This window comes from Streptomyces sp. NRRL F-6492 (genome assembly GCF_001280125.1).
Lineage (GTDB): Bacteria > Actinomycetota > Actinomycetes > Streptomycetales > Streptomycetaceae > Streptomyces.
In genome coordinates, this window is record NZ_LGEG01000242.1 from 24,731 (window position 1) to 44,041 (window position 19,311).

Annotated in this window: 14 protein-coding genes; 8 read left to right on the forward strand and 6 right to left on the reverse strand. The window is 74.5% G+C overall.

What is annotated here, in order from left to right; all coding sequences use genetic code 11:
- Window positions 1-94: 94 nt before the first annotated feature.
- Complete coding sequence (locus tag ADL08_RS25810) at window positions 95-652, reverse strand: NADPH-dependent FMN reductase (protein WP_053647006.1); 558 nt, start codon at window positions 650-652, stop codon at window positions 95-97.
- A gap of 130 nt (window positions 653-782) precedes the next feature.
- Here ADL08_RS25810 and ADL08_RS25815 point away from each other — a divergent pair, with 130 nt between their 5' ends.
- Window positions 783-1,367 carry a hypothetical protein gene (locus ADL08_RS25815; RefSeq protein WP_053647009.1) on the forward strand — a complete coding sequence of 195 codons (585 nt, stop codon included), beginning with the start codon at window positions 783-785 and terminating at the stop codon, window positions 1,365-1,367.
- 363 nt (window positions 1,368-1,730) lie between these two features.
- Here the strand turns inward: ADL08_RS25815 and ADL08_RS25820 are convergent, their stop codons facing one another.
- Entirely contained in the window at window positions 1,731-3,062 is a 1,332-nt protein-coding gene (locus ADL08_RS25820) for an alpha/beta hydrolase (protein WP_053647011.1), read from the reverse strand.
- 1,105 nt (window positions 3,063-4,167) lie between these two features.
- Window positions 4,168-5,277, reverse strand: a complete 1,110-nt coding sequence (locus ADL08_RS25825) for an alpha/beta hydrolase (RefSeq protein ID WP_053647013.1) — start codon at window positions 5,275-5,277, stop codon at window positions 4,168-4,170.
- Window positions 5,278-5,412: 135 nt separating this feature from the next.
- Between ADL08_RS25825 and ADL08_RS25830 the strand changes: the two genes are divergently transcribed.
- The 4 genes from ADL08_RS25830 (at window position 5,413) to ADL08_RS25845 (ending at window position 11,723) form a co-directional block, all read left to right on the forward strand.
- On the forward strand, window positions 5,413-6,213 hold the full coding sequence (locus ADL08_RS25830; RefSeq protein ID WP_078968423.1) for a response regulator transcription factor: 801 nt from the start codon (window positions 5,413-5,415) through the stop codon (window positions 6,211-6,213).
- On the forward strand, window positions 6,200-8,071 hold the full coding sequence (locus tag ADL08_RS25835; protein WP_234352249.1) for a sensor histidine kinase: 1,872 nt from the start codon (window positions 6,200-6,202) through the stop codon (window positions 8,069-8,071). Before ADL08_RS25830 ends, ADL08_RS25835 begins: the two co-directional genes overlap by 14 nt.
- Before the next feature lie 377 nt (window positions 8,072-8,448).
- Window positions 8,449-8,640 (forward strand): hypothetical protein, encoded by a 192-nt coding sequence (locus ADL08_RS25840; protein WP_053647017.1) that lies wholly within the window; start codon window positions 8,449-8,451, stop codon window positions 8,638-8,640.
- A gap of 53 nt (window positions 8,641-8,693) precedes the next feature.
- Window positions 8,694-11,723 carry a helix-turn-helix transcriptional regulator gene (locus ADL08_RS25845; protein WP_053647019.1) on the forward strand — a complete coding sequence of 1,010 codons (3,030 nt, stop codon included), beginning with the start codon at window positions 8,694-8,696 and terminating at the stop codon, window positions 11,721-11,723.
- Here ADL08_RS25845 and ADL08_RS38415 read toward each other — a convergent pair.
- From ADL08_RS38415 to ADL08_RS25855, 3 genes are all read right to left on the reverse strand, one after another.
- The gene (locus ADL08_RS38415) at window positions 11,607-11,894 is read right to left on the reverse strand and encodes a DUF6191 domain-containing protein (protein ID WP_324610454.1); all 288 of its coding nucleotides are present in this window, start codon (window positions 11,892-11,894) and stop codon (window positions 11,607-11,609) included. The genes ADL08_RS25845 and ADL08_RS38415 overlap by 117 nt on opposite strands.
- Before the next feature lie 25 nt (window positions 11,895-11,919).
- On the reverse strand, window positions 11,920-13,074 hold the full coding sequence (locus ADL08_RS25850) for a PQQ-dependent sugar dehydrogenase (protein WP_199837088.1): 1,155 nt from the start codon (window positions 13,072-13,074) through the stop codon (window positions 11,920-11,922).
- Window positions 13,075-13,190: 116 nt separating this feature from the next.
- Complete coding sequence (locus ADL08_RS25855; RefSeq protein ID WP_053647022.1) at window positions 13,191-14,192, reverse strand: aldo/keto reductase; 1,002 nt, start codon at window positions 14,190-14,192, stop codon at window positions 13,191-13,193.
- A 74-nt stretch (window positions 14,193-14,266) separates the two neighbouring features.
- On the opposite strand from ADL08_RS25855, the gene ADL08_RS25860 reads away from it, so the two are divergent.
- The 3 genes from ADL08_RS25860 to ADL08_RS25870 form a co-directional block, all read left to right on the forward strand.
- Window positions 14,267-15,232: a 2-hydroxyacid dehydrogenase gene (locus ADL08_RS25860; RefSeq protein WP_199837089.1), complete on the forward strand. Its 966-nt coding sequence runs from the start codon at window positions 14,267-14,269 to the stop codon at window positions 15,230-15,232.
- Window positions 15,233-15,717: 485 nt separating this feature from the next.
- Window positions 15,718-18,597 (forward strand): EAL domain-containing protein, encoded by a 2,880-nt coding sequence (locus tag ADL08_RS25865; protein WP_053647031.1) that lies wholly within the window; start codon window positions 15,718-15,720, stop codon window positions 18,595-18,597.
- A 228-nt stretch (window positions 18,598-18,825) separates the two neighbouring features.
- Window positions 18,826-19,311 (forward strand): thiamine pyrophosphate-binding protein (locus ADL08_RS25870; RefSeq protein WP_267889587.1); only part of this gene is annotated, 486 nt, incomplete at its 3' end.

The following is a 19,311-nucleotide window of genomic DNA, read 5'->3' on the forward strand; positions in this document are numbered from 1 at the left end:
CGCTCCTTGCCGTGCTGGGGGACCGATCCGTCAACCCCCCAGCACAGCACCCCCCGTTCCCGCCGGTCAATCCGGCCCGGCCGGCCGCGCGGGGTCAGCCGCGCAGCGGCGCGAGCGCCCCCGCCCAGGCCTCGACCTGGTCGAGCACCCGGGAGAGCTCCTCCGCGCGCCCCTCGCCGGGGGCGAAGGCGGGGTACGCGGGGAAGTCCAGCGCGATCGGCAGCGCCACCTGGGCCTGGACGGTCGCGATCCGCAGCTCGGCCGCGATCTGCCGCAGGTGCTCCACCGCGCGGACGCCCCCGGTGCCGCCGAAGCTGACGAAGCCCGCCGCCTTGTCGTTCCACTCGCCGTAGACGAAGTCGAGGGCGTTCTTGAGCACCGCCGGAACGCTGTGGTTGTACTCGGGGGTGACGAAGACGTAGCCGTCGAACTCGGCGACCTTCTCGGCCCACCGCCGGGTGTGGGCGTGCTCGTAGCGGCCGGACTGCGGCGGCAGGGCCTCGTCGTAGGCGGGCAGGTCGTACTCCGCGAGGTCGACCAGTTCATAGGCGGCGGCGGTGCGGGCGGCGGCGGACTTGTGCACCCACTCGGCCACGTCGCGCGTCACACGGCCCGGTCGCACGCTTCCCACGACGACAGCGATCTTGGGCATGGCTTCCCCTCGTCCCTCATTGAGTTGACGTGTCACCCCAAGGGTGCGCGCAGGCGGGGTGATACGTCAACCCGTCGCGGCCGCGGGCGCGTTAAGACAGCTCTCATACGGGACCCCTAGCGTGCGCCGCATGGACATCAAGACGACCGAGAAGACCGAGCCCACCGAGAAGAACGACGAGGCGGTGGAGGCGGAGAGCGGCACGGACCCGCACGGCGGCGACCTGGACGGGAAGCGGGCCGAAGTCCTCGGCGAGGGCCCCGGCGAGGAGCCCGAGGGGGACCTCGACGAAGACCCCGACGAGGACCTCGACGGGCAGGAGGCCCCCGCCGCCACGGACGCCGGGATCGGCGCCGGTGCCGCCGCCGTCGTCTCCGCCGCCCTCGGCGCCGTCGCGCTCACCGGCACCTGGGCCGGCAAGGTGGTCTCCGAGCGCGAGACGCTCGTCGGACAGATCAAGACCTCCGGCTCCGGCACCCCCACCCAGCAGATCAGCGAGATCTACGGCGACGCCTGGCACAGCACCGCCCTGGTGAACGGCGTCTTCGCCCTGCTCGCCCTGATCGTCGCCGTCGCCGTGCTCACCCTTCCCCGGCGCCCCGCCTGGGTCCGCGCGGTCGCCGTCGCCGGCGCCGTCCTGGGCGGCCTCGGCCTGCTCCTGTCGGTCGGCACCTACTTCGACCTGTTCCTGAGCCTCCCGAGCGCCGGCTCCTGAGCCCCTCCGGGGGGTGGTGCCCGAAACGGTGGTGGTGCGGCCGCGGGGAGGCGGCCGCCGGTGAGCCGGGGATCGTGAGTGTCCGGCCGCGATCGTGTTCGTGGCCGCGTCCGTACCTCCGATCCGCAGCCGCCGCAGACCTTGCCGCGGACGGCCCGACAAGCTCTACGGCGACAAGGGCCACGCATTCCCCACCTGCGGCGATGGCTCCGCTCTCGTGGCATCACGCCACGGATCGCCCGCCGTGGCATCGAGACCTCCGGGCGGCTCGGACACCACCGCTGGGCCATCGAACGAACCACGTCCTGGCTCACCGGCTGCCGCCGGCTCCACCGCCGCTACGAACGCGAGCCCGGACACTCCCTAGGGACGGTGGGGCCGGACGTACTCCACGCGGACCGCGTCCGGCGCGTACGGCGACTGCTGCTCGCCGGTGAGCAGGGCGTCGGCGGAGGCGTCGTTCAGGAGGTGGCGTCGGAAGAAGGCGGTCGTGTAGGCGGTGGTGATGCGGCGCTGGGTCGCTTCGTTCAGTTCGCGGTGTTCCTGTTCCTTGCCGTCCTGGGAGAGGCAGTGTCCGGGTCGCCGGCCGGGGACGGCGTCGTTCTTCGCGCCGACCTGTCCGCTGCGCGGGGACCACTGGGTGTTGACGTAGTTGTGGTTGCCGCCGGTCAGGGTGACGCCGTACAGCGGTGCCTGGTTCTTGTTCTTGTTCCAGTCGATGTACCTGCCGGTGTTGACCTGGTCGCAGGTGCCCCACAGGACGGCGAGCGGGACCTTGGTGACAGGTTCGTTGTCCCAGGTCGCGGTGGGGGCGAGACCGAGTACGGCCTTCACCTCGACGCCTTCGGGCCAGGCGGCGTGCCGGTCGTCGGAGGCGTGCTGCATCACTCCGCCGCCGCCCATGGAGTGGCCGAGGGTGCCGACCCGGCCGAGGTCCACGTGGCCGGTGAACTCCGCGCGGCTCGCCTCGCCGGTCCGCGTGTCCTTCAGCCTGCCCTTCAGAGGGCCCTTCCCCAGGGACAGTTGCCGCCAAAGCTCCAGGTGCTTGTTGATCAGCGCGGCGCGGGCCTGGTACACCGAGGGGGCTTGGCCGCCGCTGGTCGCGTTGATCCCGTTGGCGCCCATGGAGACGACGACGAAGCCCTGCCGGGCGAGGTCCCTGGCCAGGTAGTCGTAGCCGGAACTGCTGGGCAGGGGGGCGACTCCGTCCCGGCAGGGCCAGGACCACAGGGGGCCGGTCGCCTTCTCGACGAGCTTCTGCCGGCGTGCCACCTCTGCTTCGTCACCGGCCTTCTCGGCTTCGGCCAGGGCCTTCTCCGCGGCTTTCAGCCCGGCCTGCGCCTTGGCGTCCGCGCAGGTGTGCCACAGGCCGTGCTGCATCACGATCAGGGGATGCCTACCGCGTCCGAGATCCTTCGGGTAGTGGACGACGGCGGTGAGTTCGGTTCGGCCCTCGTAGGGAGCGGGCGGGGTGAACGCCCGGTCGCCGAGGTCGTACCGGACCTCGCCCACCTCCCGGGTCTCGGTACGGGGCGCCTCCTGGCCGGGCCGTGGGCCGGGAGCGGCCTCGCCGGCCGATGCCACCAAGGGCGCGACCGCTGTCGCCGCGATCGCCGCCGCGGCGGCGATCGCGGCCGTGCGGGCTCTGCGGGCGGGCCTCGCGGAGGAGGGCCGGCCGCGGTGTTTCACCGTCATTCGGTGTCCTGCCTTTCGGGTCGTCTCCGATCGTCGCGGGCGGGTCGGCACGTGGCCGGCACGCCGTCCCGGACGCCTGAGGCTCGCCATTGTCGTTCTCACGTGTCAGTGACCTGTCAGGACGATGTCGGAAGGTCGTCCGTTCTCGGCCGGCGCTCATCCGCTTCCGTGAGGGTTCCGGGGATCCCGTCACCGTGAGCCCGGCCGACGGCCTGGGGCTCGGGGCCGGCCCTTCGATCCGGGGGCGAGCACCGCAGCCGGTGGGCAGGAGGTTCTGGGCCGCGGCCCGACAGGTGCGGGCCCACGGCCCGAACTCAAGGACGACGAAGTCGACGGACGGGCCCGTGGTGCTCCGGGCGTTGGAGGGCTGGAGGCCGCGGGGCGCCCGGCACGGAGCGTCCGTGTCGTGGACATCGACTTCACCACCGGGCGACGGAGTCGACTCCGCAGCACGGCGTCAGCGGGGTCCCCGTCGATGCCGCGCCGGGCGACACGCGCGTCGGTGCGATTCGCCGGACAGCTCGCGCCGGCTGTGCGTGGCGCGGTCGCGCGGCGACGAACCCGCCCCGTCGTGGTGGGAGGATCCCGCGGCCCGCCCGGTCGCCCCGGCCGGGCGGGCCGACCGCCGCCGTCCGGCCCGCCCGGCCGTCGCCCTCGGCGCCGGGCGCCGGGGGCACCGATGTGCCGGCCGGTGGGAGGGGCCCGCCGCCCGTTCGCTCTTCGGCACCACGACAAGGTGCCGGGACCACTGGCCGCTCGGCGCGTTCCGCGCCGCGTACGGCCTCTCGTCACTGACCAGCTCCCGCTGCGGAGGGCCGGGTGGTGTCTCTCCGGCTCCTTGACGCGCAGCCGGCACGCGTCCTGGACCGGCTGGAGAGGGGCACGAGCTGATCGCGGAGCTGATCGTCCGCCCGGACCGGGCGCTGGTCGCGATGGCGGACGGCCTCTCGCGGCCGGAGGCCGTCCGCAAGATCATGGACCGGCCCGGTGGATGCCTGCTGTCGCACCTGAGCCACGCGGAGGGACAGCGCTTGGGCCCCACTGCCGTACGCGTCGTCGTCCGAGCAGCACCGCCCGGTGGCGCGTGGGGGCCCGGTGCGGATGCTCAGCGGCGGCGTCGGACGCCTCGTCCTCGCAGCCTGGTCCTGGCGGTCCAGGCGGCCGCTGCCGTGAGAAGGGCGCACGCTGCCCCCGTGCCGAGAGGCAGCAGGCTGTCCGCTTCCTCGCCGGCCCGGGTCGCCGCCCGGGGCGTGTGCGGTTCGTCCGCGGCGTGGGTGGCGGGTGATCCGGCCGGTTCGGACGGCGGCGTGCCACTGTGGTCGGCCGGGGGGACCGGAGGTGCGGATGCGCCGGCCTTGCGGAAGGCGTCGCCGACGAAGGCCAGCACCTGGTCGTGCAGGCGTGCCCCCGCCGTGCCGTCCTCCATCATGTCGACGCCGTGCACGTGGCTGTCGAGGATGCGGATCCGCTTGTCCTTCGCGCCGGACGCCTCGTACAGGGCCCGTACCTCGTCGGCGAAGGTCTGGTCGCCCGTGGCGGCGGCGAAGAAGGAGGGCACCGTCACCTCGGCGAGTCCCGGGAGGGGGTTCATCGCCGGGAGTGCGCGGGGCGAGGACAGGATGAGCAGGCCGACGAGGCCGGGGATCCCGGGGGCGGCGGTCGCGGTCGCGGTACCGCCCATGGAGGCTCCGCCCGCGAGGACGCGTGTCGCGCCCCGGTTCCTGAGCTGCTGGACCGCGGCTCGGACGTCCCGGTCGAAGTGCAGGTTGTCGGCCCTGCCGCCGCGCTCGGAAGCCCCGCCGTGCACATTGCGCTGGTCGTAGACGACGACCTGGTAGCCGGCGGCGGCGAGCTCCTCCGCGAACGCCAGCCAGCTGCAGATGTTCCAGCCGTTCTCGTGCGAGAGGACCACGCCCCGCGGCCCGCTGCCCAGGACGAGACCGGACAGCCGGACGCCGTCCGCGGCCGTGAAGCTGACCGCCTTGTCGCGCAGCCGCTTCGGCACGCACGCGTTGACGGGAGCCTCCTTCCGCTGCGGGCCGTGCTTCGGGAAGGTGGAGCCGACCGGCTGTGTCCACCGCTGGGGAGCGGACTGGGCTGTCGCGGCGGCCACGGCACCGGGCAGGGCGAGCGGGCCGACCAGACTGAGGGACAGGGTCAGCGAGAGGGCACCGGGTGCCCGGCGGGCCCGGCGGGCGGAAGGAGCGGCGGTCATGGCTCCTTGGTAGTCGAGCCGTGTCAGGGAGTCGTCAGGAACTTGCCTGATTCCGGTGGGGAGGGCGCGAGCGGCAGGGCCGTGGCACAAGGAACGGGCCAGCTGGCCGGTTGCCTGTGACTTACGATCGTCGCCATGCGCGCGCACATCCTGGTCGCCGAGGACGACCGAAAGCAGGCCGAGCTGGTGACCCGCTATCTGGAGCGGGAGGGGCACACCGTCCGGACCGTCCATGACGGCCGGGAGGCGCTTGACCAGATCCGTCTGCGGGAGCCCGACCTCGCCGTCCTCGACTGGATGATGCCGCGGGTCGACGGGCTCGACGTGCTGCGCGTCCTGCGGGCCGAGGGCCGTGAGCTGCCGGTCCTGCTGCTGACCGCCCGATCGACCGAGGACGATCTGCTGCTCGGTCTCGACCTCGGTGCGGACGACTACATCACCAAGCCCTACAGCCCGCGGGAGCTCGTGGCCCGCGTGCGTACGCTGCTGCGCCGAACAGCGCGGAGCGGTCCGCCGCAGGCAGACGACGGCGACCTGCGCGTGGGGGCGCTGCGGGTCAGTCCCGAGCGGCACGAGGTCACGGTGAACGACCGCCCCGTCGAGTGCACACCCGGAGAGTTCCGGCTGCTCGCCGCGATGGCCGCCCGGCCGGGGCAGGTCTTCACCCGGGACCGGCTCCTCGACGTGCTGCACGGCTTCGGCCACTACACCACCTCCCGTGCGGTGGACATGCACATCATGAACCTGCGCAGAAAAACCGAGGACGACCCCCGCACCCCCCGTCGGCTGGTCACCGTCTTCGGGGTCGGCTACAAACTCCTGCCACCCGACGGCACCGAGCGGCCCGGCAAGTCCGCGTCGGCCCGTCCGGCCGGAGAACAGGACGAGGAAACCAGCGGTGAGACCGTTCCCGGAGCCACGCGTGCCGAGTCGTGAACCGTACGGCCGCGTCCCCCTGCACAGGAGGCTGCTGTTCCGGCTGTTCCTGGTCTCCGCCGTGGTCGGCGCGTGCAGCGTGGCCGCCACGGCCTGGCTGACCGCGAGGACGGCGACCGGGGCGATCGAGCGGGAGCAGGGGCAGATCGCCGCCGACGACGCCCGGATCCGTGACCGGCTCCTGGGCTACGCGGCCACCCACACCTCCTGGGACGGCGCCGGTCCCGACGTGCGCCGCTTGTCCGAGGAGACCGGCCGGCACATCGTCCTGACCTCACTGGACCAACGGCTCCTCGCCGACTCCGCGCCGCACACCTCCCCTCCTCCCGCACGATCTGCGGCCGTGCTGGACCCGCTCGCCCTCGACACCGCCCCCCTCGACGCGGCCTCGCCCGGCACACACGGCACCGGGGGCCGGATCGACCCCCGCGCGGTGGGGCCCTACCGCCTCACCGGGACCGAACGCGCCCGTCTGGTCCGCTACGCCGAACAAGAAGTGGCGTGTCTGGAGAGGAACGGGATCAAGGCCGCCGTCGACACCGCCCCCAACGGCCGCCCCGCCATCCGTCACCTCGGCCGCTCCACCACCCCCAGCCCCGCCCCCCTGTGCGAGCGGGTCCTGGAACGGACCACGACCGACACGGAACGCAGGGCCCTGGACCAGCTCGACACCCTCGTGGCCGCGTGCCTGCGCGGGACCGGCATCTCCGGCATCCGGGTCGGCCTCGACTTCTCCTGGTCCACGACGGCGACCGGCACGACGACGGCGAACAGCGACGACATCACCTCCTGCGTCGCGCAGAGCCGCCGCGAACAGCTCAAGGCCCACGTCGCCCCACCCGCCAGACTGTCCCTGGGGCCGACCACCGGAGCCGAACACACCGCCTTCGGCCTCTCCTCCCGCAGCACCGCCGAAGTCGCCGGCCTGGCGGCCCTGGTGTTCGCCCTCTCCATGGGCGCCGCACTCCTCGCCGCCTCGCCGGTGGTCCGGCCACTGCGCAACCTGACCCGCGCCGCCCAGCAGATGAAGAACGCCGACGGCGGCGCGCCCGTACCCGTCCGCGGCCACGACGAGATCGGCAGGCTCACCGCCGCCTTCAACGACCTGTCCGAGCACCGTGCGCGGCTGGAGAACCAGCGCAAGGCCATGATCAGCGACATCGCCCACGAACTGCGTACTCCGCTCAGCAACATCCGCGGATGGCTGGAAGCGGCCCAGGACGGCGTCGCCACCGCGGACACCGCGTACATCGACTCCCTGCACGACGAAGCCCTTCTGCTCCAGCACGTCATCGACGACCTGCGCGACCTCGCCGCCCTCGACGACGGCCGGCTGACCCTCCACACCGAGCCGACCCCCCTGCGCTCCCTCCTCGACCAGGTCGCTGCGGGCCACCAGGCCCGCGCGCAGGCCGAGCGGATCACCCTCACCGTCGACGCGGACGAGGACCTGTGGCTGGATGCCGACCCCGCACGGCTGCGCCAGGCGGTCGGCAACCTCGTGACCAACGCGATCCGGCACACACCCGCGGGCGGCGCGGTCACCCTCACCGGTCACCCCGCCGACCAGGAGGAGGCGGCTCCCGGCGCCGGCGGGGGCATCCGCATCGAGGTGCGCGACACCGGCCCCGGGATCGCCGAGGACGACCTGCCGCACCTCTTCGACCGCTTCTGGCGCGCGGACAAGTCCCGCACCCGGCAGTCCGGCGGCAGCGGACTCGGCCTTGCCATCGTGCGCGACCTCACCGAGCTGCACGGCGGCTCGGTGAGCGTGACCAGCGAACCGGGACACGGCGCCCTGTTCGGACTGTGGCTGCCCGGCGGACACGAAAGCCAGGGGGCGGTTGCCGCCCCTTGAAGCGGGGATCGAGTACGCCGGCGCCCTCCCGACGCCGCCCCGGAGACAGTCGCCGCCGACGCCTCGCGGTCACCCGCACGTCGCCGGCCCCACCCTGAGGGCGCTTCACCTCCACCGGGGGCGCCACGCACCGAAACCAGGTCCACGACTCATCGGGCACGAGCTGTTACACCCGATCGGTCGTGCACCGCTCAACGAACGATCACGCCATCAGAAACGACGTCCTAAGGCCCCCGGCACCCCTTCGGCGGGCCGCGCCTAAGGACCCCCGTGCCCCGAACATGCGGCACACGCCCGATGCGACCGGACCCCCTGGGAGACGACCGTGGAGGCGTCGCGAGAGGCGACGCCCCACCGGACCCACCCAGGGAGCACCCGTGTTCGAGTACGAGATCGACCGCATGAACCACGCCCAGCTCGTCCGCGAGGCCGCCGCCCGGCGCCTGTCCCGCGAGGCCGCCGCGTCCGCCGGCCGGGAGCCGCGCCCCGGCCGCCGGAGCGGGGGCCGGGACGCGGAGGGGCCGGTGGACGACGACGGCGGCCCCGGCGGCTTCGTCCGGGCCGCGTGACCCTCCCGGTGGCCTCCGGCCCCCGTACGAGCGCCCCCGCGGACGCCTGTGCGATGCTCGGCTCCGTGGAGACCAGGTCCGTCAGCCCCGTCTTCGTCGGCCGGGCCGGCGAACTCACCGCCCTCACCGAGGCGCTCTCCCGCGCGACCGCGGGAGAGCCCCAGGCCCTGCTCGTCGGCGGCGAGGCGGGCGTCGGGAAGACCCGGCTCATCGAGGAGTTCACCGGCACGGCCCGCGACCGGGGCGCCGTCGTCGCCCTCGGCGGCTGCGTGGAGCTCGGCGCCGACGGACTGCCCTTCGCCCCCTTCTCCGCCGCCCTGCGCGCGCTCCGGCGCCTGCTCCCCGACGAGCTGACCGCCGCCGCCGACGGCCAGCACGGCGAACTCGCCCGGCTGCTGCCCGAACTGGGCGACCCCGGCGGCCACGACCCCGCCGACGAGGACTCCACCGCCCGCCTCTTCGAGCTGACCGTACGGCTCCTGGAACGGCTCGCCGCCGACCGCACGCTCGTCCTCGTCCTGGAGGACCTGCACTGGGCCGACACCTCCACCCGCCACCTGCTCACCTACCTGCTGCGCACCCTGCGGCGCGGCCGGATCGTGGTCGTCGCCAGCTACCGCGCCGACGACATCCACCGCCGCCACCCGCTGCGCCCCCTCCTCGCCGAACTCGACCGGCTCCGCACCATCCGCCGCATCGAACTGCCCCGCTTCACCCGCGCCGAGGTGCACCGCCAGCTCACCGGCATCCTCGCCGCCGAACCCGACCCGGGCCTGGTCGAGGAGGTCTTCGAACGCTCCGACGGCAACGCCTTCTTCGTCGAGGAGCTGGTCGTCTCCCACGAGTCCGGCTGCGTCCCCGGACGGCTCGGCGACTCCCTGCGCGACCTCCTCCTCGTCCGCGTCGAGGCCCTCCCCGAGGACGCCCAGCGGGTCGCCAGGATCGTCGCCGAGGGCGGCTCCACCGTCGAGTACGGCCTCCTCGCCGCCGTCGCCCGGCTCGCCGAGGACGACCTCATCGAGGCGCTGCGGGCCGCCGTCGGCGCCAACATCCTGCTCGCCGTCCCCGACGGCGACGGCTACCGCTTCCGGCACTCCCTCGTCCGCGAGGCCGTCAGCGACGACCTGCTGCCCGGCGAGCGCTCCCGCCTCAACCGCCGCTACGCCGAGGCCCTGGAGGCCGACCCGGCGCTCGTCCGGGCCGACGAGCGCGCCACCCGGCTCGCCACGTACTGGTACCACGCCCACGACCCGGCCGAGGCCCTGCCCGCCGTGCTGCGCGCCTCCGTCGCCACCCGCAAGCGCCACGCCTACGCCGAGCAGCTCCGGCTCCTCGAACGGGCCATGGAACTCTGGGACGAGGCCCCCGCCGGGGTCCGGGACTCGCTGCGCCCCGTGGACTACGCCGAGACCTATCCCCCCTGCGGCTGCGACCCCGAGACCACCCCCCTGCGCTACCTCGACCTGCTCGCCGAGGCCGCCGTCGCCGCCCGGCTCAGCGGCGAACGCGAACGCGCCCTCAAGATCGGCAGGACCGCGCTGCGGCTCCTCGGCGGCGAGGAGGAGCGCGACCCCCTGCGCGCCGCCTGGTTCTGGACCGAGAAGGCCCGCCTCCAGTCCAACCTCGGCCGGGGCGACGGCCGCGAGGAGATCGCCCGCGCCCAGGAGCTCGTCAAGGGCCTCCCGCCCTCCGCCGTCCACGCCGTCGTCCTCGTCGGCGCCGCCGGCTGGGGCATGCTGCGCGACCCCGGCCCCGACGCCCTCGCCGCCGCCGAACGCGCCGTCGAGTACGCCCGCCTCGTCAAGGCCGAGTCGATCGAGCTCAACGCCCGCCTCACCCTCGGCACCATCATGGTCGCGGCCGGCGACGTGGAGACCGGCCTCGCCGCGATGCACGAGGTGCGCGAACGGACCACCGTCCTCGGCCAGTTCACCGAGACCGCGCGCGCCCACATCAACATCGCCTCCGCCCTGGAGTCCCTCGGCCGCTCCCACGAGGCCGTCGAGACCGCCGAGGCCGGCATCCGCCTCGCCCGTACGTACGGACTCGTCGACAGCGTCGGCTGGGCCGAGGCCAACCGGGCCGAGTCCCTCTTCTCCCTGGGCCGCTGGGACGAGGTCCGGGAGGCCGCCGAGCGGCTGCTGCGCTCGGCCACCAGCACCAAGCCCCGGGGCTCCGCCTCCCTCCGCCTCGCCCAGCTCGCCGCCGCCGGGGGCGAACCGGACGCCGCCGCCCGCCACCTCGCCGACGCGCGGGCCGTCTACGGCACCCGCGACCCGATCCCGCAGTACACCCTGCCCATGGCCCAGGTCGCGGTCGCCGTGGCCGCCGCCGAGGGCCGCGTCGCCGACGTCCGGTCCGAGCTCGCCGCCGCCGAGCGGGGCGGCTTCCCGCCCGGCACCCACCGCTACGGCTGGCCGCTCGTCCTCACCGCCGTCACCGCCGAGGCCGACAGCCGGGGACTGCCCGCCGCCGACGACGGCCGCGACGAGGCGCTCGCCCTGATCCGCCGCTGCCTGCGCGCCCTGGCCGCCCCGGTCCCCGTCTGGGCCGCCCACTCCCGGCAGGTCTCCGAGGAGCTGGCCCGCGCCGAGGGCCGCGAGACCGCCGCCCGCTGGGCCGAGGTCGTCGCCGCCTACGAGCCGCTGGACCGCCCCGCCCAGCTGGCCCGCGCCCGCTACCGCCTCGCCGACGCCCTGCTCGTCGAGGGCGGCCGGCGCGAGGAGGCGGCGGCCCTGCTGCGGGAGGCCCGCGCCACCGCCGACCGGCTCGGCGCCCGCCCGCTCCGCGAGGACGTGGAACTCCTCGCCGCCCGCGCCCGGCTCTCCCTCGCGCCCGAGGAGCGGCCCCCGGCACCGGCGGAGCCCGTGGACGACGCCTTCGGCCTGACCCCCCGCGAGCAGGACGTGCTGCGCCTGGTCGCGGCCGGCCGCACCAACCGCCAGATCGCCGGGGAGCTGTTCATCTCACCCAAGACGGCCAGCGTCCACGTCTCCCACATCCTCGCCAAGCTCGGGGTCGCCGGCCGGGGCGAGGCCGCCGCCCTCGCCCACCGCCTGCACCTGGTCGCCGCGCCCCGCTGACCCGCCGCCGGACGGCTCCTCCGGGCGCGGGACCCGTATCGTCACCCGCCCCGACCGCAGGTCCACCGGCCCGCGCCCGGGATCCGCGTCCCCCTGGTCCTCCCGGGTCAGGGCGAGCCGCTGCCGCTCCTCCTCGGTGTGCCGCCGCCCCGGTGCGAACAGCTCCGCCATCGGATCGAACACGGTCCCGCCTCCCTCACTCCACCCGGAGGCGGAGGATCCTGTCGTCGCCGGGCCCGGGCGTCCCCCGGGTGTCGGTCTCGTTGGTCACCAGCCACAGCCGGTCGCCGCCCGTCGCGAGCACGGTCCGCAGCCGTCCGTGGTCGCCCTCCAGGAACGCCTCGGGCTCCCCGGAACGTTCCGCCCCGGAGAGCGGGACCCGCCACAGCCGCTCGCCCCTGAGCCCGGCCATCCAGATCGACCCCCGCGCGTACGCGATCCCGCTCGGGGAGGCCTCCGAGGTCTTCCACTGGGCCACCGGGTCCACGAAGCCCTTCCTGCCCGCCCGCCCCTCGGCCTCCGGCCAGCCGTAGTTCTTCCCGGCCCCGACCAGGTTCAGCTCGTCCCAGGTGTTCTGCCCGAACTCGGCCGCCCACAGCCGCCCGTCCGCGTCCCAGGCGAGCCCCTGCACGTTCCGGTGGCCGTACGAGTACACCACCGAGCCCGGGAAGGGGTTGCCCGGCGCCGGCCGGCCCTCCGGCGTCATCCGCAGGACCTTCCCGCCCAGCGACTCCCGGTCCTGCGCCAGACCGGTCTCGCCGGTCTCGCCCGTCCCCGCGTACAGCATCCCGTCGGGGCCGAACGCGATCCGCCCGCCGTTGTGCGTGAACCCCTTGGGGATGCCGGTCAGCACCGGCTCCGGCGGGCCGAGCCGGTCGCCGGCCCCGCCCCCGTACCGCATGCGCACGATCCGGTTGTCCGAGGACGCCGTCAGGTACGCGTACACCCACCCGTCCCGGACCGCGAGGCCGAGCAGTCCGCCCTCGCCGCCCGGCACCACCCCCGGCACCTCGCCGAGCGGCCTCTTCGCGCCGGTCCGCCCGTCGATCCGGGTGACCGTCCGCTCGTCCCGCGAGGAGACCAGCAGGTCGCCGCCGGGCAGCTCCGCGAGCCCCCAGGGCGACTTCAGGCCCTCGGTCAGCGTCCCCGCCACCGTCACCCGGCCGGCGGCCGGGGGCGCGGAGGTCCCGGGGGTCCCGGAGGGGGCCGGTGCGGACGCGGAGGCCGACGACGGGGCGGTCGCCGGGCGCTCCTCCGCGCTCCCCGGGGACGCGCCCCCCGAGGAGCAGCCCGCCGCCAGGACCAGCGCGGCGGCGCCTCCCAGGGCCTTCAGGACGACAGGACGTTTCATGGCGCGCTCCCCTTCGGAGGGTCCGGCGGGCTCGACGGGTCGAACGGCATCCCTACCCCTGAGAACACCCGCCGGCCCGGCGAGGTTCCCGGCCGGGCCGGCCGGCCCCGGACCGCTCAGTCCCAGGACCCCCGGGGCGCCGGGAGCGCCGCGATCTCCGTCAGGTCCGCCGCCGTCAGCCGCAGCGAGGCCGCCGCCGCGTTCTCCACCGCCCAGCGCTCCCGCTTCGCCCCCGGCACCGGCACGACGTGCCGCCCCCGGCCCAGCACCCACGCCAGGGCCACCTGCGCCGGGGTGACGTCCGCACCGTGCCGCGCGGCCACCCGCCGCAGTCCTGCCACGAGCGGCTGGTTCGCCGCCATCATCTCCGCCGTGAACCGGGGGTGCCGGGCCCGCGGGTCGTCCGGCTCGAAACCGCCGCCCGGGGTCAGCGTCCCGGTCAGGAAGCCGCTGCCCAGCGGCATCGCCGCCAGGAAGCCGACGCCCCGGGCCGCGCACCAGGGCAGCAGCCGCGCCAGCGCCTCCTGCGACCACACCGACAGCTCGGCCTCCACCGCCGCCACCGGGAAGACCTGCTGGACCCGCTCCAGCTGCCGGATCGTTCCCTCGTAGCCGTCGCGGCCCGCGCCCCGGCGTCCCGACCGGGCGCCGACGGCGCAGAGCCCCAGCGCCCGCACCTTGCCCGCCGACACCAGCTCGGCCATCGCGCCCCAGGTCTCCTCGACCGGCACCTCGGGATCCGCCCGGTGCAGCTGGTACAGGTCGATGACGTCGGTCTGGAGCCGCCGCAGCGAGGCGTCGCAGGCCCGACGCACGTACCCCGGGCGCCCGTTGGCGACCACGTGCTGGTCGCCGACGAGCAGCCCGCACTTCGTCGAGACGAACGCGTCGGCCCGGCGCTCCTTCAACACCCGCCCCAGGAGCAGCTCGTTGGTGAACGGGCCGTACATGTCGGCGGTGTCGAGCAGGCTCACCCCGGCGTCGAGGGCCGCGTGCACGGTCCGCAGCGAGCGGTCCCCGCGCTGCTGCGAGCGGCTGTACGCCCAGTGCATCGGCATGCACCCCAGGCCGATCGCACCCACGTCGAGCGCCGCCGCCCCGATAGTCCTGCGCTCCACCTGCCGGTACCCCTCCCTGTGCCGCCCCCAAAGTAACCAATGGGGCACGGGATTCTTCGCATAGCCTCCCGGACATGAGATGCGAAGACACGGCCGCCGACGTGTGGCTCCCGATTCCCGCGGACGAGATCGAAGATCTTCCCGAGCCGGGCGAGTCCGGCCTGAACTACCGCTTCTGGGACGGCGGGCCGGATTTCCCGGCCGATCCCGCGCACTGCGCCTTCTACGTCGTCCCGTACATGAAGGGCTCGGAGATCGCCGTCCGGCCGATGGGCGGCATAACCTCGGTCCGGGTCGTGCAGACCCTGTCCGCGGGCATCGACCACGTCACCCCCGGCATCGGATCGCTGCGGCCGGGCGTCGCCCTGTGCAACGCGAAGGGCGTGCACGAGGCCAGCACCGCCGAACTCGCCCTCGCCCTGATCCTGGCCTCGCTGCGCGGCATCCCCGGATTCGTGCGCGGCCAGGACGCCGAGGAGTGGCGGGACGGCTTCTACCCGGCGCTCGCCGACAAGTCCGTCCTGATCGTCGGATACGGCTCGATCGGCGCCGCGATCGAGGACCGGCTCGCGCCCTTCGAGTGCGCGCGGGTCGCGCGCGTCGCACGCTCGGCGCGCACCACAGGGCGCGGCCCGGTCCACGCCCTGGCCGACCTGCCGGCGCTCCTCCCGGAGGCCGACGTCGTCGTCCTCTCCACCCCGCTCACGCCCGCCACCAGGCACCTCGCCGACGCCGGGTTCCTCGGCCGGATGAAGGACGGGGCACTCCTGGTGAACGTCGCCCGGGGCCCGGTCGTCGACACGGACGCGCTGCTCAAGGAGGCCGGGAGCGGCAGGATCACGGCGGCGCTCGACGTCACGGACCCGGAACCGCTGCCGGCCGGGCACCCTTTGTGGCACGCTCCCGGTGTCCTGATCAGCCCCCACGTGGGTGGTTCCACCTCCGCCTTCATGCCGAGGGCGAAGCGGCTGATCGCGGGACAGCTGCGGCGGTTCGCGGCGGGCGAGGACCTGACCAACGTCCTCCTCACCACCGGCTGAGCCGCCTCCGGGCGGCGCACGCCGGCGCACACCGGACACAACGCCCCTGGTCGTCACGGAGAGTACTGCGACCCTGTCCCTGAGTGACCAACCTGGTGTATCGTCCCGGAGCGGGGGACTGCGTCGAGTACGGGCTGACGCCGGGGAGCGAAGTGACGGGACATCAGATTCCGAGGGGGGCGACGGGTGGAGCACGGCCTGAGGACCGACGGTCCGACACGACGGCGCCGCCGGCCGCCGGCCTTCCGCGCCTCGTCGCCGGCCTCGTGTGCTCGGTGCCGGACCAGACCGCGCCGCACCGGTCGCCAGACCCGACGGGGCCGCCGGACACCTGCGGGCGCCCGGTGGCCGGGGGCGGCACGCCCCCGGACCACGGCGCCCCCGGCCCCCACGACTGCGACGGACACGCCCCCGGGCGTGCCGACGAGCCGCCCGCCCGGCCGCACGACGCGGCCGCGTGCGGGAGCCCGGCGCCGGAGGGCCCGGTGAGCGCCCCCGGCGCCGTCCTCGCGCGCCGCCCCGTCGGCGACGGGGACCCGGCGGACCCGGCGCCCCCGGCACCCGGGCGCCCCGGCGCCGGGGCGGTCCTCGCCCAGGTCGCCCTGGGGCTGCTCTGCGCGGGCTACACGACCGGCGCCTCCCTCGGCTGGGGCTCGCCGCAGACGGCGCTCTTCATGGGCGACTTCGGACTGAGCGCCGCCGCCCTCACCGCCGCCGTCTCCTGCTACCTCTACGCCCGGGCCCACCGCGGCAGCGCCCGCCCCGCCTGGCTGCTCTTCGCCTTCTCCTCGTTCATGGCCGCCGCGGGGAACGCGGTGTGGGGCTGGTACGAGGTCGTCCTGCGCACCGAGGTGCCGGACTTCTCCGTCGCCAACCTCTTCTTCCTGCTCTTCGCGCCGCCCGCCATCGTCGGCCTCCTCGTCCTGGCCAAGAAACCCGCCAACCGGGCCGGCTGGGTCTGCCTGGGGCTCGACACCTGGCTCATCGGCGGCTCCCTGCTCACCCTCTCCTGGAGCCTGGCCCTCGCCCGCAACGCCCACTTCGAGGGCGAGTCCGTCGCCCGGGCCGCGCTGTCCCTCGCGTACCCCCTGCTCGACATCGTCCTCGTCAGCATGGTGCTCGTCCTGCACTTCCGGCGCTCGCAGGCGAACCGCTCCGCGACCAACACCGCGATCGCCGCCCTCGCCCTCACCGTCCTGTGCGACGCCCTCTTCACCTCGCCGCTGCTCCGCGAGAACTACGCCTCCGGCCAGCTCCTCGACGCCGGCTGGTTCGCCGGCTCCCTGCTGCTCGCCTACGCGCCCTGGGGGGTGCGCCGGCTCCCGGACGGCGCGGCCGCCGCGCGCGGCCCGGGGCTGCACAGCCGCCCGGTCGCCGGCTCGCTCGCCGCCCTCACCCCGTACCTCGCCGCCGCCGTCTGCACCCTCGGCATCCTCTACAACGTGGTCGAGGGGCGCCGGGTCGACCGCGTCGTCGTCCTCACCGGCTGCGCGGTGGTCCTCGCCCTCGTCGTACGGCAGGGCATCATGCTCCTCGACAACATCGCCCTCACCCACGAACTGGCCCACAAGGAGAACCACTTCAGGTCGCTCGTGCAGGGCTCCAGCGACGTCATCATGATCGCCGCGCCCAACGGCAGGCTCCACTACGTCAGTCCGGCCGCCTCCGGGGTGTACGGGCGGGACGCCGACGAGCTCATCGGCACCGAACTCGCCGCCCTCATCCACCCCGAGGACCTCGGCGCCGTCGTCCACGAGGTGCGGCGGTTCCTCGCCGCCTCGCCCGCCGAGGAGCCCACCACCCGGATCGAGTGCCGCTTCCGCTCCGGCCACGGGGGCGCCTCCCGCTCGGGCGAGGCCGGGGGCGGGGGCGACTGGCTCAACGTCGAGTCGACCGTCAACCGGCACCAGGGCGGCCTGATCTTCAACAGCCGGGACGTCACCGAACGCGTCCGCCTCCAGGCCCAGCTCCAGCACAACGCCGAGCACGACCCGCTCACCGACCTGCCCAACCGGGCCCTCTTCACCCGGCGGGTCCGGCAGGCCCTCGGCGGCCGCCGCTCCTCCGACCCCGGCACCGCCGTGCTCTTCATCGACCTCGACGGCTTCAAGGGCGTCAACGACCGCCTCGGCCACCAGGCCGGCGACGAACTCCTCGTCCAGGCCGCCCGCCGCCTCCAGGACTCCGTACGGGCCGGGGACACGGCCGCCCGGCTCGGCGGCGACGAGTTCGCCGCCCTCATCCTCGGCGACGGCGGCCGCGACCGGGCGGCCCGCAGGAACCAGGTCCAGGAGATCGCCGACCGGCTCCGGCTCACGCTCTCCCGGCCGTACCGCCTGGACGGCGGCCAGGAGGTGCGGGTCGCCGCCTCCATCGGCGTCGCCTTCGCCGAGCCCGGCACCGACGCCGGCGACCTGCTGCGCAACGCCGACCTCGCCATGTACCGCGCCAAGGCCGCCGGCAAGGACCGCGTCGAGCTCTACGCCCCCCAGATGCAGGCCGAGGTCGTCCGGCGGACCGAGCTGGCCGCCCGGCTGCGCACCGCCCTCCACGACGGCGAGTTCGCCCTGCTCCACCAGCCGGTCGTCGACCTGGCCACCGGCCGGATCGCCGCCGTCAGCGCCCAGGCCCGCTGGCGCTCCGCCCAGGGGATCCTCTTCACCCCCGCCGAGTACCTCCGCGTCACCGACGACGGCGAGCGCACCGCCGAGCTCGGCCGCTGGCTCCTCGAAGAGGCCGTGGAGCAGGCCGCCGAACGGGCGGGAATCGGCCATCGCACCCCCGTCTCCATCCGCCTCTCCGCCCGGCGCCTCCTGGACCGCTCGCTGCCGCTCGGCTCCGTCGAGTCCCTGCTTACCCGGCACGGCCTCCCGTCCGGCTCGCTGATCGTCGAGCTCGCCGACAGCGACCCCCGGATCCCGCTCGACGAGCTGGAGCAGCGCCTGGTCGCCCTGCGCAGGCTCGGGGTGCGGATCGCGCTCGACGGCTTCGGCAGCGGACACGTGGCGGTCAACGCCCTGCGGCGGCTCCCCGTCGACCTGCTGAAGCTGGACCGGGGGCTCGTCGAGGGCGTGGTCGAGTCCGCCCGGCTCCGCAAGATCACCCGGGGCGTGCTCCGCATCGCCGTCGACCTGGGCGTGCGCACCGTCGCCGACGGCGTGGACGTGCCGGAGCAGGTCGTCGCCCTGCGCGCCATGGGCTGCACCCATGCCCAGGGCATGGCCTTCTCGGGCCCGCTCGACGAGTACCGGCTGCGCAGGGCCCTGGTCCGGGACGAGTACCCGCTGCCCGGGGCGATCCCCGTACCAGCCGGAAACCGCCCCTCGATCCGCTCACATGATGAGACGCCCGTCCCACCCACTTGACAGTGAAGCGGGCTGAGGGAGAGGGTCAGTGCCATGCGCACCCGAATTCTCGTACTTGGAAAGCGCGTCGGCTGAAGCAGGGTCACCGTAGGCCCGGCTTAGAACGCACCCGACGCGCTCCCCTCGCTTGCCTCACGGCACGAGGGGTTTTTTGTTGCACCGACTCACCTTGAAACCGCCGCAAACCCTCGTAAAACACTTCGCAAAAACCCTCTGCTTCGAGAAGAGATGCTGATGACCGAGCAGGCCACCGGGCACCATCCGCAGCCGCGGCCCCGTAACGGCGCACCGACCTCACCCGTCGAGCACGTCACGGGTGCGCAGTCCCTCATCCGCTCTCTCGAAGAGGTGGGCGCGGACACCGTCTTCGGTCTCCCCGGCGGCTGCATCCTCCCGGCCTACGACCCGCTGATGGACTCGAAGAAGGTGCGCCACATCCTGGTCCGCCACGAGCAGGGCGCGGGCCACGCCGCCACCGGCTACGCCCAGGCGACCGGCAAGGTCGGCGTCTGCATGGTGACCAGCGGCCCCGGTGCGACCAACCTGGTCACCCCGATCGCCGACGCGCACATGGACTCCGTCCCGATCGTCGCGATCACCGGCCAGGTCGCCTCCAAGGCGATCGGTACGGATGCCTTCCAGGAGGCGGACATCTGTGGGATCACGATGCCGATCACGAAGCACAACTTCCTGGTGACGAAGGCGGAGGACATT